The sequence below is a fragment of the Inhella sp. genome (assembly GCF_027532025.1).
Taxonomy (GTDB): domain Bacteria; phylum Pseudomonadota; class Gammaproteobacteria; order Burkholderiales; family Burkholderiaceae_C; genus Inhella.
In genome coordinates, this window is sequence record NZ_JAPZSY010000070.1 from 1 (window position 1) to 13,394 (window position 13,394).

Annotated in this window: 13 protein-coding genes, 2 tRNA genes and 1 pseudogene; 7 read left to right on the top strand and 9 right to left on the bottom strand. The window is 66.4% G+C overall.

Annotated features, from left to right (window positions below; translation table 11 throughout):
• The coding region (locus O9335_RS10200) for a 5'-nucleotidase C-terminal domain-containing protein (RefSeq protein ID WP_298387460.1) at nt 1-429 on the top strand (429 nt) is incomplete at its 5' end.
• 12 nt (nt 430-441) lie between these two features.
• Here O9335_RS10200 and O9335_RS10205 read toward each other — a convergent pair.
• Together O9335_RS10205 and O9335_RS10210 are read right to left on the bottom strand one after the other, a co-directional pair.
• The gene (locus O9335_RS10205) at nt 442-1,395 is read right to left on the bottom strand and encodes an Hsp33 family molecular chaperone HslO (RefSeq protein WP_298387462.1); all 954 of its coding nucleotides are present in this window, start codon (nt 1,393-1,395) and stop codon (nt 442-444) included.
• The gene (locus O9335_RS10210; RefSeq protein WP_298387464.1) at nt 1,392-1,916 is read right to left on the bottom strand and encodes a gamma carbonic anhydrase family protein; all 525 of its coding nucleotides are present in this window, start codon (nt 1,914-1,916) and stop codon (nt 1,392-1,394) included. Before O9335_RS10210 ends, O9335_RS10205 begins: the two co-directional genes overlap by 4 nt.
• A gap of 46 nt (nt 1,917-1,962) precedes the next feature.
• Between O9335_RS10210 and O9335_RS10215 the strand changes: the two genes are divergently transcribed.
• The 4 genes from O9335_RS10215 to O9335_RS10230 all read left to right on the top strand — a co-directional run bounded on the left by O9335_RS10215 (nt 1,963) and on the right by O9335_RS10230 (nt 5,744).
• Nucleotides 1,963-2,769: a ferritin-like domain-containing protein gene (locus O9335_RS10215; RefSeq protein WP_298387467.1), complete on the top strand. Its 807-nt coding sequence runs from the start codon at nt 1,963-1,965 to the stop codon at nt 2,767-2,769.
• A gap of 17 nt (nt 2,770-2,786) precedes the next feature.
• Nucleotides 2,787-3,686, top strand: a complete 900-nt coding sequence (locus O9335_RS10220) for a DMT family transporter (protein ID WP_298387471.1) — start codon at nt 2,787-2,789, stop codon at nt 3,684-3,686.
• 184 nt (nt 3,687-3,870) lie between these two features.
• Nucleotides 3,871-4,791 carry a DMT family transporter gene (locus O9335_RS10225; protein ID WP_298387474.1) on the top strand — a complete coding sequence of 307 codons (921 nt, stop codon included), beginning with the start codon at nt 3,871-3,873 and terminating at the stop codon, nt 4,789-4,791.
• The gene (locus tag O9335_RS10230; RefSeq protein WP_298387477.1) at nt 4,788-5,744 is read left to right on the top strand and encodes a cation diffusion facilitator family transporter; all 957 of its coding nucleotides are present in this window, start codon (nt 4,788-4,790) and stop codon (nt 5,742-5,744) included. Before O9335_RS10225 ends, O9335_RS10230 begins: the two co-directional genes overlap by 4 nt.
• 95 nt (nt 5,745-5,839) lie before the next feature.
• Here the strand turns inward: O9335_RS10230 and O9335_RS10235 are convergent.
• From O9335_RS10235 to uvrC, 7 genes and pseudogenes are all read right to left on the bottom strand, one after another.
• Nucleotides 5,840-5,915 (bottom strand) — tRNA-His (locus O9335_RS10235).
• A gap of 41 nt (nt 5,916-5,956) precedes the next feature.
• On the bottom strand, nt 5,957-7,858 hold the full coding sequence (locus O9335_RS10240; protein WP_298387480.1) for a SurA N-terminal domain-containing protein: 1,902 nt from the start codon (nt 7,856-7,858) through the stop codon (nt 5,957-5,959).
• A gap of 112 nt (nt 7,859-7,970) precedes the next feature.
• Nucleotides 7,971-8,046, bottom strand: a tRNA-Val gene (locus tag O9335_RS10245).
• A gap of 5 nt (nt 8,047-8,051) precedes the next feature.
• Nucleotides 8,052-8,336: pseudogene (locus tag O9335_RS10250) on the bottom strand (HU family DNA-binding protein); the annotation flags it as partial.
• A gap of 116 nt (nt 8,337-8,452) precedes the next feature.
• The gene (pgsA, locus tag O9335_RS10255; RefSeq protein WP_298387487.1) at nt 8,453-9,028 is read right to left on the bottom strand and encodes a CDP-diacylglycerol--glycerol-3-phosphate 3-phosphatidyltransferase; all 576 of its coding nucleotides are present in this window, start codon (nt 9,026-9,028) and stop codon (nt 8,453-8,455) included.
• Between the two features lie 22 nt (nt 9,029-9,050).
• Nucleotides 9,051-9,551 (bottom strand): hypothetical protein, encoded by a 501-nt coding sequence (locus O9335_RS10260; protein WP_298387489.1) that lies wholly within the window; start codon nt 9,549-9,551, stop codon nt 9,051-9,053.
• Nucleotides 9,538-11,544: an excinuclease ABC subunit UvrC gene (uvrC, locus tag O9335_RS10265; RefSeq protein ID WP_298387491.1), complete on the bottom strand. Its 2,007-nt coding sequence runs from the start codon at nt 11,542-11,544 to the stop codon at nt 9,538-9,540. Before uvrC ends, O9335_RS10260 begins: the two co-directional genes overlap by 14 nt.
• 36 nt (nt 11,545-11,580) lie before the next feature.
• Between uvrC and earP the strand changes: the two genes are divergently transcribed.
• Entirely contained in the window at nt 11,581-12,684 is a 1,104-nt protein-coding gene (gene earP, locus O9335_RS10270; protein WP_298387494.1) for an elongation factor P maturation arginine rhamnosyltransferase EarP, read from the top strand.
• Nucleotides 12,685-12,768: 84 nt separating this feature from the next.
• Nucleotides 12,769-13,323 (top strand): elongation factor P, encoded by a 555-nt coding sequence (efp, locus tag O9335_RS10275; RefSeq protein ID WP_298387497.1) that lies wholly within the window; start codon nt 12,769-12,771, stop codon nt 13,321-13,323.
• The last annotated feature ends 71 nt before the right edge of the window (nt 13,324-13,394 follow it).

Here is a 13,394-nt window from a genome sequence, read left to right on the forward strand (position 1 = left end):
AACACGGGCGGCATCGTTCGATTCAGCGACATCTTCACCGCCCAACCCTTCAACAACACCTTGATCACCATGACCCTGAAGGGCCAGGAACTGATCGATCTGCTGGCCAACCAGTGGGAAGCCGGCAAGACCTGCAACGGCGTGCAAGTGTCGCAAGGCCTGCGCTACACGGTTGACGAACGCCGGCCGCCGGCCGAGAGGTTGGTGCCAGGTACTGTCATGCTGAACGGCAAGCCCATCGACCCCGCCGCAGACATCCGGGTCACGGTGAACAACTTCATGGCCGAAGGCGGCGATGGCTTCGTCATCTTGAAAAACGGACGACAGCGGGACACTGGCCCCACCGACGTCGAGGCGCTGGAGCGCCACATCAAAGCGCACAGCCCGATCAGCGCCCCCGCGATGGACCGGGTGGTTCGCTTGCGCTGACTCGGCGGCCGCTCAGTGCCGCTCGGCCGGCGGCGGCTCCACGCCACCACCGGTTTCGAACAACTGCGCGCAATCCACGGCGTCAAAGCGATAGGGCGCGCCGCAGAAGTGGCAAGAGATCTCCACATCGCCCCGCTCGGCCAGGATGTCGTCGATCTCTTCGCGGCCCAAGCCCACCAGCATGCGACCCACCCGCTCCCGCGAGCAGGTGCAAGCAAAGCGCGGCACCGCCGGATCGAAACGGCGCAGGGGCTCCTCCCAGAAGAGGCGATGCAAGAGGGTGTCGATGGGCAGATGCAGCAGCTCGTCTGGGGTGAGCGTGCCGACCTTCATCGCGATGCGAGGGAAGGCATCTTCCAGCTCCGCCGCCCGCTCGGCGCCCATCTGACCCTCCAAATTGGCCTCACCTTCCAAGGGCAAGCGCTGGATGAGGATGCCCGCCGCCGCATCGGCGTCGGCGGCCAGGACGATGTGGGTGTCCAACTGCTCGCTCATCTTCATGTAGTACATGACCGCCTCTTGCAAACGCGTGAAGCGGCGCGCCTCAGGGTCGTTCAGCGGGACGACCCCCTGGTAAGGCTGCACGCCCGGGGGCCGGCCCACCGGGTCCAAGGTGATGGCGCAACGACCGCCACCGTGCACATTGAGCAAATCGGCCAAATGGGCACCCGGAGGCACCGGGCCCACGACAGTGGCCGTGGCCCGGTAGCTGAGGTCGGTGCGGGCCTCGGCCACGGCCAGCTTCACCGGCCCATCGCCCGCCATCTGCATCACCAGCGCGCCATCGAACTTGAGATTGCCTTGCAGCAGCAAAGCGCAAGCGCTCATCTCGCCCAGCAGAGACATCACTTCGGGGGCCAGGGCATCGGCTCGCCGAGCCTGCAAGGTCTGCCAGCTGTCGGTCAAGCGAACCACCATGCCCCGCACGGGCAGGCCTTCGAACAGGAATTTTTGAAAGTCGCTCATCGGATCTCATCCAATTCGGCGGCGTAGCGCTCGCCGTTGCGCGCATAGTGCGCGGCGCTCAGTCGCAACTTGGCGCCCTCTTCTTCGGTCAGCTCGCGCAGCAGCTTGGCCGGACGACCCACGATCAGGCTGCGCGGCGGGAACACCTTGCCCTCGGTCACCAGGGCGCCCGCGCCCACCAAGCTGCCCTCGCCAATCACGGCGCCATTCATCACCACGGCCTGGATGCCGATCAAGCTGCCCGCCCCCACCGTGCAGCCATGCACCATGGCCTGATGGCCGATGGTCACGTCGTCGCCGATGTGCAGCGGGAAGCCTTCGTCGGCGTGCAACACAGCGCCGTCTTGCACGTTGACGCGATCGCCCAGGTTCAGCGTGCTGGAGTCGCCACGCAAGACGGCGCCAAACCACACGGAGCATCGTTCACCCAAAGTCACGCGCCCCACCACGCTGGCCGATGGAGCCACCCAGCAGCTGGCCGGAAGCTCGGGCGAACCTTCGCCCAGTCGGTACACGCTCATGGTGACTCTCTCCCTTGAAAAAAGCCCACAAGGATAATCCGCGCCCATGCTCCAGGATCTGCGCTGCCTGGCCTTGACCGTGCTGGGCGAGGCCGATCCCACCCGCAAGGCGGCGGCGTCACGCCGCCTGTGGCAAGCGTGGCAAGCTGGCGCACTGAGCCTGGACGTCGAGGCCCATTGGACCGAGCCCGAGGGCGTGCCTGGCCGGCCGTTGCGTCCGGTGCTGACCAGCCGCTTGTCGCAGCGCTCTCGCTCCCCCCACACCCGCGAAGGGCGCGCTGCGTTGCTGCACGCCATCGCGCACATCGAGTTCAACGCCATCAATTTGGCGCTGGACGCCGTGTTCCGGTTTCCGAACCTGCCCGTCGACTTCTACGCCGACTGGCTGCGCGTGGCGGCCGAGGAAGCCCTGCACTTCACGCTGCTGCGCGACCACCTGCACAGCCTGGGGGCCGACTACGGCGACTTCGAGGCCCACGATGGGCTTTGGCAGATGTGCCACGCCACCCGCCATGACTTTCGCGCGCGCATGGCCCTGGTGCCCCGCACGCTGGAGGCCCGAGGCCTGGACGCCACGCCGCCCCTGCAACAGAAGTTGGCGGCGGCAGGCGACTCCCGTGCCGTCGACATCCTCGACATCATCCTGCGCGACGAAATCGGTCACGTCGCCATCGGCAACCGTTGGTACCGCTGGGCTTGCGACCGCGATGGCGTCGACCCCGACAGCGACTTCGCCGCCCAATGCAACCGCTACGGGGCCCCCCGCCCGCGCCGCCCGCTCAACTTGGGCGCCCGAGCGCTGGCCGGTTTCAGCGCCGATGAACTGCAGCGCCTGGATGCTCAGGCCCTTTGAACCCGCCCCTTGTCCCCATGACCCGTCTGCAAGCCAACCTACTGCTCACGGCCATCGCCATCGTGTGGGCCTCAGCCTTCGTTGCCCAGGCCGAGGGCATGAAGACCATGGGGCCGGTGGCCTTCACCGGGGTGCGCTTCCTGCTGGGGGCCTTGTTGGTTCTGCCACTGGCAGTCTGGGAGTGGCGCCGACGCAGCGGCCCGCCGCTGCCCTGGCGCCGCTGGCTGCCCCTGAGTGTCGGGCTGGGCGTGCTGATGGGTCTGGGTGCCGTGATGCAGCAGATCGGCATCGTCAGCACCACCGTCACCAACGCCGGCTTCCTCACCGCGCTCTACGTGCCCTTGGTGCCCATCTTCTCCATGCTGTTGCTGCGTGAACCGCCGCACTGGAGCGTGTGGCCCGGCGGTGCGGCCTGCCTGTTCGGTGCCTTCTTGCTCAGTGGCGCCCACGACCTGGTGCTGCACACGGGCGATGCCTGGGTGATCGCCTCCGCCATCCCCTGGGCCCTGCACGTGCTGTTCGTCGGCCGCGTGGCCGACCGCCTGAATGCACCGTTCTTGGTGGCTTGCGCGCAATTCGCCGCCGTCGGGGTGCTCACCCTGCTGTGGGCGACGTGGTTCGAACCCTTCACCTGGCACCAAGTCACGGCCAGCGCTGGACCCATCGCCTACACCGGCCTGATCAGCGTGGGCCTTGCCTTCACCGCCCAGGTGGTGGCCCAGCGCTACGCGCAGGCGGCCGACGCCGCCATCATCTTGAGCAGTGAAACCGTCTTTGCCGCGCTGTTTGGCGCTTGGCTGCTTGGCGAGCGCCTGAATCACTCGGGCTTGCTGGGCTGCGCCGTCATCTTGAGCGCCCTGCTGATGGTGCAACTGCTGCCCCTGTTGCATCAGCGCTGGGTCCGGCGACCGGCGTGAACGTGAGCCCCCGGTCTCCGGCCGTGCCGGCCTTCGCCACCCCCCAAGGGGGCCGGCACCCGCTCGGGAGCGGCCCTTCGCTGGGTATGGGGGTTCACCCCCGGTCTCCGGCCGTGCCGGCCTTCGCCACCCCCCAAGGGGGCCGGCACCCGCTCGGGAGCGGCCCTTCGCTGGGTGCTGTGCCATGAGCCCCCATCAGCTTGCGCCCTGGCGCAGCTACCTGGTGCTGGCCGCCAGCATGACGCTGGTGGGCAGCTACGTTGGTTTGTCCAAGGCCCTCGTGGTGGTGTTTCCCATCTTCGTGCTGGCCGGGCTTCGTTTCGGCATCGCGGCCGTGGCCATGGCGTCGTGGACGCCGAAGCCCAGGGATGAACCCCCCCTCAATGCGAGCGACCATCGCGTGCTGTTTCTCGGCAGCTTCCTGGGCAACTTCCTGTTCTCAATCTGCATGCTGTACGGCGTGCAAGCCACTTCGGCCCTGGCCGCCGGCGTGGTGATGGCGGGCATTCCGGCCACGGTCGCCTTGCTGTCCTGGCTCTTCCTGGGTGAGCGCCTGAACGCCCGCTTGTGGGCGGCCATCGCCTGCGCTGGCGTGGGCATCGGTCTGCTGGCCTTCGCGCGCCACACGCCCGGCGCGGCCTCAGCACCCTGGTGGGGCTACGCCCTGCTGGTGGGCGCTGTGGTGTGCGAGGCCGCTTACGTCGTCGTTGGCAAACGCCTCTCCGTCAAGCTGGGGCCCAAACGCATCAGCGCGCTCATCAACGCCTGGGGGCTTCTGCTGGTGGCACCGCTGGCCCTTTGGCAATGGCCGCAGTTCGATGCCGCCCAAACCCGCCCCTCCGATTGGGTGTTGCTGGTGTTCTACGCGCTGGCCGCCAGCATGGGGGCCGTGTGGCTGTGGATGCGCGGCCTTCAAGGGGTACCCGCCCAACAAGCAGGCGTGTTCACCGTCATGCTGCCCCTGGCCGCCGCAGCCGTGGGCATCGGGTGGCTGGGTGAAACGGCCACCCTGCAGCACGGCGTGGCCCTCGTGTTGGCCTTGGCCGGGGTCTACCTGGCCACGCGCCCTTCTCTGCACGACCACCAAGGGAGATCCTCACCATGAGCGACTGGCTGCGCCCCGCCGACGACCCCGAAGACACCGAGCACAGCCCTCAAGAGCGTGCGGCAGCCGCCTCGCGCAGCACCTGGGTCAGCGTGGGCGTGAACTTGGTGCTGAGCACCGTGCAGATCTTGGCGGGCGTGATGACCAAGTCACAGGGTTTGGTGGCCGACGGCCTGCACTCGCTCTCCGATCTGGTGTCCGACTTTGTCGTACTGTTCGCCAACCACCACAGCCAGAAAGACGCCGACGCGGACCACCCCTACGGTCACCACCGCTTTGAAACCGCAGCCGCGCTGGTGTTGGGGCTGCTGTTGCTCGCCGTGGGCGCTGGGATGCTCGCATCGGCCGTGGGCAAGCTGCAAGCACCCGACGCCATCCCCCAAGTGCACCTGGCGGCCCTGTGGGTGGCCCTGGGGGCGCTGGCAGCCAAAGAGCTGCTCTTTCGCTACATGCTGGCCGTGGCCAAACGGGTCAAGTCCAGCATGCTGGTGGCCAACGCTTGGCATGCGCGATCGGACGCCGCCTCATCCCTTGTCGTCGCGCTGGGCATCGTCGGCAATTTGGCGGGCTACCCCATCTTGGATCCGATCGCCGCGGCCATCGTGGGCTTCATGATTGGCAAGATGGGCTGGAGCTTCGGTTGGGACGCCCTTCACGACCTCATGGACCGCGCCGTGGACGACCACGAAGTCGCGGCCATTCGCCAAACCCTGCAAGAGACGCCGGGCGTGATGGGCGTCCACGACGTCCGAACCCGAAAGATGGGGGACATGGTCGTGGTTGACGCTCACATCGAAGTGGACGCCACCTTGTCCGTCGAAGCCGGCCACGACATCGCCGTCGAGGGCCGCCGCCGCGTCATGCTGCGGCACCGCGTGCTGAACGTGATGACCCACGTCGACCCCTGGCACCGCCCGGATCGCGATCACGGCCCCGCCGAGCCCCTGCGGTGAACAACACCTCCGCAGTCTCAGCGGCGAACTGCGCTGGCGAGCCCCAGAAACAACAAAGCCCGGCCTTGCGGACCGGGCTAAGTGCGTGAATCACTTGGGGTGGCTGATGGGACTCGAACCCACGACGACAGGAATCACAATCCTGGACTCTACCAACTGAGCTACAGCCACCGTTGGAAGCCCGCCAGTATAGCAGGCTTTACCCAGCTCGATCAGGGCTTGCTGCCACTGCTGGGGGGCGCCTTCACCTTCACGACCGCTTTGACGTCGCGCTTCAGAGCCTCGACGAACGCCTCACTTTCGGCCTGCAGCCAGCTTTGGGCCAACAGACGCGTGGCGTCCTGTGGGCTCATGATGCCTTCCTTGGGCTTGTCGATCGCTTGCACCTGCAGCACCCAGTAGCCGTCGGCGCCGGCGTCCTGGCCGATGGTCACCGGAAGCTTGCGGGCGTCGGCGCGCAGCACCGCCTCCAAGACATCCTTGGGCAGCCGTTCGGGTTGCGCACGCGAGATCCAATGCGACTCTCCCAAGCCGGCATCCCCCACCTCCTGGGCCCGCTTCTCGCCCGCGGCTTTGGCCAATCCAGTGGCACGCTCCAAGACCCACTGCGCCTGGACCAAGGCGCGAACCTCTTCCAAGGGCGGTGCAGCCGCCGGACGGTGTTGAAGGACACGGGCCGACACCAACTGGTTCGGGGCGGTTTCGATGGCTTCGGTGTTGTTGCGCGAGCGCACCGCATCGGCCGCAAAGACCGCTTCCAGCAGCTTGGCTGAGGCCAGAGGTCCGACAAGCCCCGGGCGCGGCTGGCGGGCCACCGTGGCGGTCTGGATGCTCAAGCCCAGCTTGTCCGCCGCCGGCTTGAGCGAAGCCGGCTGCTCGAACACCGTGTTGGTGAACTGCTCGCTGAGCGACTGAAAGCGCTGACGAGCCCCCGTGGTGCGGAGTTCATCGAGCAGTTCGGCCCGAACCTCGTCAAAGCCGCGCACGCTGCCGCCGCGGGTTTCCACGGCTTGGATGATGTGGAGCCCGAACTCGGTCTTGACCACGTCGCTGACCTCGCCGTCCTTGAGCTTGAGCGCCACCGCTTCGAAAGCCGGATCGAAAGCGCCCGGCGCGGTGAAACCCAAATCGCCCCCTTGCGGCTTGGACGCCTCGTCCTCGGAATGCTGACGCGCCAGCTCCGCCATGCGCTTGGGGTCCTTCTGGACTTCGGCACGCCATGCCTGCAACTTTTCTCGAGCCTGCTGCTCGGCCTGCGCCCCGCCCTTGGCATCGAGACGAAGCAACAAGTGCGCAAAACGCCGCTCCTGGGGCGCCGTGAAGCGGCTCTTGTTGCTCTCGTAGGCCTTGCGCAAATCGTCATCGCTGGGCTGGATCTGCGCCTTCAGCGCCGCCAAGTCCAAAGCCAGGTATTCGATGTCGGCCGATTCCGCGCGCTGCCAGCGCCGTTGCGTTTCGGCCTGCTTGTAATAGGTCTCCACTTCCGCGTCGCTGACCTGCACCTGCGCAGCAAAATCTTGCGGGCGGAAGGCTTGCCAGCGCACTTGGCGTTGCTGAAGCAAGGTGTTCAGGGTCAGTTCGCCGAGTCGACTGGACGCGCCCTCGGCCGCAGCCGGCGTCGCGACCGGTGCCAGCACCTGACGCAACTGGATGTCTTTGCGCAGCAATTGCACAAAGCCTTGCTCCGTCAGCCCCTGGGCAGCCAGCAGCGCCTTGTTGAGCTTGCCATCCACACGGTATGCAGCCGACAACTGCGGGTCGCGCTCGAAAGCAGCCTTCACGCGAGCGTCGTCCACCTCCAGGCCCTGGCGCTGCGCGGCGGCTTGCAAGGCCCGCTGATCGACCAAGCCCTTGAGCGACTGCATCTTGACCTCGTCGCCGTCCAGCAGCTTGTTGTCAATCTGCGGGTTCTGGTTGCGCATGCGGTCGGCATAGCGACGGTGCTCCGCATCCCACTCCACCTGGGTGATCTTTTGGCCATCCACGCTGGCCACAGAGCCCGCCGACGCCTCCATGAAGCTGGTGTAACCCGTCGGGGCCGCGAAAGCGATCACCAGCAGCACCAAGATGCCGCCCATGAGCCAGCGGGTGTTGCGACGCACAAACTCGAACATGCCGATTCCTCTAGTCCGGCCGCTGGGGCCAGCACAAACAACAAAAAGGCGAACCGGAGTTCGCCTCTTGACCAACCGTGGATTTTAGGCGCGGCACGAAGGCTGCGCTGCTTGGTGGGTGCTGACGGGCTCGAACCGCCGACCTACGCCTTGTAAGGGCGCCGCTCTACCAACTGAGCTAAGCACCCGCCGATCAGTTCAATGCGTCCTTCAGGGCCTTGCCCGGCTTGAACTTGGGCGACTTGCTGGCCTTGATCTTCATGGGCTCTTTGGTCTTGGGGTTGAGGCCCGTGCGCGCCTTGCGCTTGACGACGCTGAAGCTGCCAAAGCCCAGCAGGGACACGGTGCCGTTCTTCTTCAGCGTGGTGCGCACACCCACCACGAAGGCTTCGAGCGCTCGCTGGGCGGCGGCCTTGGAGATGTCCGCCTGTTTGGCGATGTGCTCGATCATTTCACTCTTGTTCACGGTGGTTCCTCTCTCGGTGTCGGGGGTTCGGCGGCCGTGACTTCAGGCCGGCGAAGGGCGCGAATTCTAGGCGCGGCATCGCCAGCGTCCGAGCCCTCGCAAACACCGAGGCCCCCCGTGTGCAGGGGTCAGCGCGCGCGGGCTCGGATCTCCGGAATCGCCTTGCGCAGGTAGTACACCATCGACCAAACCGTCAACACGACCGCCACCGCGAGCAAGGCCAAACCCCAGGGCCGAGTCGGCAGCACGCCGAACAAGACGCCGTCGAACAACAGGAAGGGAATGGCCACCATCTGGGCAGCCGTTTTGAACTTGCCCACCCGGTGCACCGCCACACTGGCCGAAGCCCCGAGTTGCGCCATCCACTCGCGCAAGGCACTGATGGCGATTTCCCGCCCCACGATCACCAAAGCGAACAAAGCGCCCAGGCTCCCCAAACGCCCCTGTTCCAACAGCACCAACAAAGAGGCGCAGACCAAGAACTTGTCGGCCACTGGGTCGAGAAAGGCCCCGAACGCCGACGACTGGTTCAATCGCCGAGCCAAGTAGCCATCCAGCCAGTCGGTCAAAGCCACAGCCACGAACAAGCCCGTTGCCAAGACGTTGCGCCATTCGCTCGACAAAGGCAAGTGAAACACGCCCACGATCAGTGGGATGGCCACGATGCGAGCCCAAGTCAGCAGGGTTGGGATGGTCAGGAACATGGACCGGGATTGTGCGGGTCGATCAGTCCAGGCCGCGCGGCTTGAAGCGTCGGGCATCGTCGAACAGGAAGGTTTCGACGAACGAACGGGGTTCGGGCAAGCGCGACAGGTCGCCATACGGGGCGGCGCGGTGCACGGCGTCGATGGCCAACTGCACCGTGTCCTTGGCTTGGCGGGGCTCGCGCAGCACCAAGACCCGGCGCACCCGGCCGTCGGCGGTGAGGTCCACCCGCAAGACGGGAATCGCGAGCAGGATGTCGGGAGGCTTGCTGAGGTAAACGCGCCCCGGATTGTGTTCAGCCAGCCTTTGGGCCGCGTGTCGCTCCAGCGCGGCCTGCGTGCGCAGTTGTGGGGGGCGCTCCGGTGTCGCGATGGGGGGCTCTGTGGCCGTCAGGGCGGGCGGCGGGGGACTCGGGGCCGGCCTGGTGACGGGCGCCACGGGAGGCGTGCTGCACGCCGAGAGGAACACCCCAGCGCCCACCAGCCACGGCCAAGGACGAACAGCACGTTCAACGAAATGCACGATAGATCTCCTGCGCGAGCTCGCGCGAAATGCCTTTGACTCCGGCCAATTCTTCAACACTGGCTGCCGCCACGCCTTTGAGGCCGCCGAAGCGCTGCATGAGTTGGGCACGCTTCTTCGGCCCGATGCCGGGCAGGTCTTCCAAGCGCGAGCTTTGCAGCCTCGCGCTGGCCCGCCGCGCTCGCATGCCCGTGATGGCAAAGCGATGCGCCTCGTCACGGATCTCGGCCACCAGCATCAGCGCCGCCGAGGTCGAGCCCAAGCTGAGCTTGGAGCGCCCATCGGCGAACACCAACTCCTCCAAGCCAACCTTGCGACCTTCCCCCTTTTCAACGCCCACCAAACGAGACACGTCGGCCCCCAAGGCCTCAAACACCGCCGCCGCCGTCGACACCTGACCCTTGCCACCGTCGATGAGCACCACGTCCGGCCAACGCGCCGTTTCGCCCTGTTCGGCCAATTTGCCATAGCGACGTTGCAGCACTTGTCGCATGGCCGCGTAGTCGTCACCGCCCGTGATGCCCTCGATGTTGTAGCGACGGTACTGGCTGCTCTGCATCGCATGCTGCTCGAACACCACGCACGACGCCACCGTGGCTTCGCCGGCCGTGTGGCTGATGTCGAAGCATTCGATGCGCAACGAGGCCAAGTCGGCGTCGCCATCCCACCCCAGCGCCTCGGCCAAAGCACGGGTGCGCGCCTGCTGGGAGCCCTCTTCGGCCAGCAGCCGCCCCAGCGCCAGGTCGGCCCCCTGAATGCACAGATCCAGCCAAATGCGCCGCTGCCCCCGCGGCTGGTCCTGCACGGTCATGCGCCGGTCAGCCTGGGTGGCCAGCAGGTCGACCAGGTGCGAATCCACGGCATGACTCACCAACACCAACGGCGGCGGGCTGGCATCACCGGCGTAGTGCTGGGCCATGAAGGCATCCAACACCCGCTGCGCCACATCCTGGGCAGGACGGTCCAAGTCGCCGAGCGCATCGTCCACATGGCTCGGGAAGAAGGCCCGATCCCCCAAGTGGCGTCCCCCTCGGACCATGGCCAGATTCACGCAGGCTCGCCCGCCCCGTACCTGCACCGCCAAGACATCGACATCCCGCTCAGCACCCGTGGCACTGCTGGCCTCCACCACTTGCTGCTGCAGCACTTGGGACAAGGCGGCGATCTGATCGCGCAACTCCGCCGCCTGCTCGAAGGCCAGCGCCTCGGCATGCGCCAGCATGCGCTGCTGCAGGCCCTGCAGCACCTCGTCGGTGCGGCCACGCAAAAACGATTCCGCCTGCGCCACGTCCTGCGCATACGCGACTTCAGTCACCAGTCCCACGCACGGCGCAGTGCAACGCCTGATCTGGTGCAGCAAACACGGCCGACTCCGGTGGTTGAACACCGCGTCCTCGCAGGTGCGCAACTTGAACACCCGCTGCACCAGCTCGATCGTCTGGCGCACCGCTCCGCCGTTGGGGTAGGGGCCGAAGTAGCGGCCGCGCTTGTCCACCGCGCCACGGTAGTAACTCACTCGCGGAAATCGGTGCGGCGTCAAACGCAGGTAGGGGTAGCTCTTGTCGTCCCGAAACAGGATGTTGAAGCGCGGATTCAGTTGCTTGATGAGCGTGTTTTCCAGCAGCAGCGCTTCGGCTTCCGTGCGCACCACCGTGGTTTCCAAGCGAACGATGCGCGCCACCATCATGCCGATCCGGGTGCCGCTGTGGTCTCTCTGAAAGTAGCTGCTGACGCGCCGACGCAGCGCCTTGGCCTTGCCCACGTACAAGACCTGGTCCTTGGCGTCGAAATAGCGGTAAACGCCGGGCAACGACGGCAGCGCCGCCACCTCGGCCAACAAGCGCTCGCGCCGGTCTCGGGCCAGCGCCTCCAGGTTCGCCAACTCGGCGGCCTCGGCCTGTTGCTGCGCCTCGCGGCGAGCCGCCCAGTCGGCCATTGCCTCGGCGCCCAAGGCTTCCACCGAGGCGGGGATGTTCGGGTCGGGAGCAGACATGACCAGATTGTGCGGGCCCCTCCCAATAATGGCGCCATGCCAGCCCTTCCCCCCCGCGTCTGGGACATCTTCTGCCGCGTGATCGACAACCACGGCGACCTGGGCGTTTGTTTGCGCTTGGCGCGCCACCTGAGCGCCCGCGACCTCACCCCGCGCCTCTGGGTTGACGAGCCCAGTGCACTCGAATGGATGGCACTCAACACCACCGAACGCGGGTGGTGCCATCACTGGCCCGACGGCGACTGGCACCCTCAACCGCCCACCGACGTGGCTGTGGAAACCTTCGGCTGTCACCTGCCGGACACCGTGCAAGCCCGTCTGGCCGCGCAGCCGCCGCGGGCGTGGATCAATCTCGAGTACCTCAGCGCCGAGGCCTGGGTGCAGCGCGCCCACGGGCTGCCATCGCCCATCATGGACGGCCCGGCTCGAGGGCTGATCAAGCGTTTCTGCTACCCCGGCTTCGTCGCCAACACCGGCGGTCTGCTGGGGCCCGATCCAAGGCCCCTGGCGCCCAGCGACCATGGCTTGCCCGCGCGCCCCTCAGGAGCACAGCGGGTCAGCTTGTTCTGTTACCCCCATGCGCCGCTGGGCGCCTTGCTGCAGCGCCTGTCCCACCAACCCACCCAACTGGTGGTGCTCGGCGGGCCCGAGCGCCAGGCGCAACTGGACGCGGCCTGGCGCGCCGCCCCGGCACGCGTTCAAAAACAAGTGCAATGCCTCGCCGTCCCCTGGCTGAACCAGGCCCAGTACGACGCGTTGCTGGCCGACTGTGACCTGAACGTGGTGCGGGGGGAAGACTCCTTCGTGCGCGCCCAGTGGGCCGGGCGCCCCTTCCTCTGGCACATCTACGCCCAAGACGATGGCAGCCACGCCGCCAAACTGGCGGCCTTCCTCGAGACCTGGCTGAGCGGACTGGAACCCGAGGCCCAAACCCGCTGGCGCGCCAGCGCAGAGGCATGGAATGGCCTACGAGCGCCTAAAGTTTTGGCGCAGGCGCAGTGGGACGGCCTGCCCACGCTCGGCGATCCACTGCCACTCCAACATGCCCAAGCTTGGCGTTCGCGCTTGGTCCGACTGCCAGACCTCGTGCAGACCCTGTGCGACTGGGCGTCCGCTGGCGCCCCCAGGCTTCCAAGCTAGAATGGAGGGCTTTGCGCCAGCGACGCCCCCGGAACGCGAGGGGACCGACCGCCGCCAGCGCCCCCACACGCGAAGGCAACCCCCATGAAAATCGCCCAGGAAATCCGCGCCGGCAACGTCATCATGCAGGGCAAGGACCCGATGGTCGTGCTCAAGACCGAATACAGCCGCGGCGGCCGCAATGCCGCCACGGTGCGCATGAAGCTCAAGAGCCTGTTGAACAACTCGGGCACGGAAGTCGTCTTCAAAGCCGACGACAAGATGGACCAGATCATTCTGGACAAGAAGGAGTGCACCTACTCCTACTTTGCCGACCCCATGTACGTCTTCATGGACACCGAGTACAACCAGTACGAAGTGGAAGCCGAAAACATGGGCGACGCCATCAGCTACCTGCAAGACGGCATGGAAGTCGAAGTGGTGTTCTACGACGGCAAGGCCATTTCGGTCGAACTGCCGACCAGCGTGGTGCGTGAAGTCACCTGGACCGAACCGGCCGTCAAGGGCGACACCTCGGGCAAGGTGCTGAAGCCCGCCAAGATCGCGACCGGCTTCGAAATCATGGTTCCCATTTTTGTGGCGCAAGGCGACAACGTCGAAATCGACACCCGCACGCACGAGTACCGCAAGCGCGTCTAACGGCACCGGCCGTTGCTCAGTAAAAAAGGCGCCACTTGGGCGCCTTTTTTCTTTGCCTCTTGCCGGTCCGA

Excerpts from the sequence above, each read along its gene's own strand:
- O9335_RS10205 (WP_298387462.1), bottom strand. The coding sequence starts at position 1,395 with ATGAGCGACTTTCAAAAATTCCTGTTCGAAGGCCTGCCCGTGCGGGGC.
- O9335_RS10210 (WP_298387464.1), bottom strand. The coding sequence starts at position 1,916 with ATGAGCGTGTACCGACTGGGCGAAGGTTCGCCCGAGCTTCCGGCCAGC.
- O9335_RS10215 (WP_298387467.1), top strand. The coding sequence starts at position 1,963 with ATGCTCCAGGATCTGCGCTGCCTGGCCTTGACCGTGCTGGGCGAGGCC.
- O9335_RS10220 (WP_298387471.1), top strand. The coding sequence starts at position 2,787 with ATGACCCGTCTGCAAGCCAACCTACTGCTCACGGCCATCGCCATCGTG.
- O9335_RS10225 (WP_298387474.1), top strand. The coding sequence starts at position 3,871 with ATGAGCCCCCATCAGCTTGCGCCCTGGCGCAGCTACCTGGTGCTGGCC.
- O9335_RS10230 (WP_298387477.1), top strand. The coding sequence starts at position 4,788 with ATGAGCGACTGGCTGCGCCCCGCCGACGACCCCGAAGACACCGAGCAC.
- O9335_RS10240 (WP_298387480.1), bottom strand. The coding sequence starts at position 7,858 with ATGTTCGAGTTTGTGCGTCGCAACACCCGCTGGCTCATGGGCGGCATC.
- pgsA (WP_298387487.1), bottom strand. The coding sequence starts at position 9,028 with ATGTTCCTGACCATCCCAACCCTGCTGACTTGGGCTCGCATCGTGGCC.
- uvrC (WP_298387491.1), bottom strand. The coding sequence starts at position 11,544 with ATGTCTGCTCCCGACCCGAACATCCCCGCCTCGGTGGAAGCCTTGGGC.
- earP (WP_298387494.1), top strand. The coding sequence starts at position 11,581 with ATGCCAGCCCTTCCCCCCCGCGTCTGGGACATCTTCTGCCGCGTGATC.
- efp (WP_298387497.1), top strand. The coding sequence starts at position 12,769 with ATGAAAATCGCCCAGGAAATCCGCGCCGGCAACGTCATCATGCAGGGC.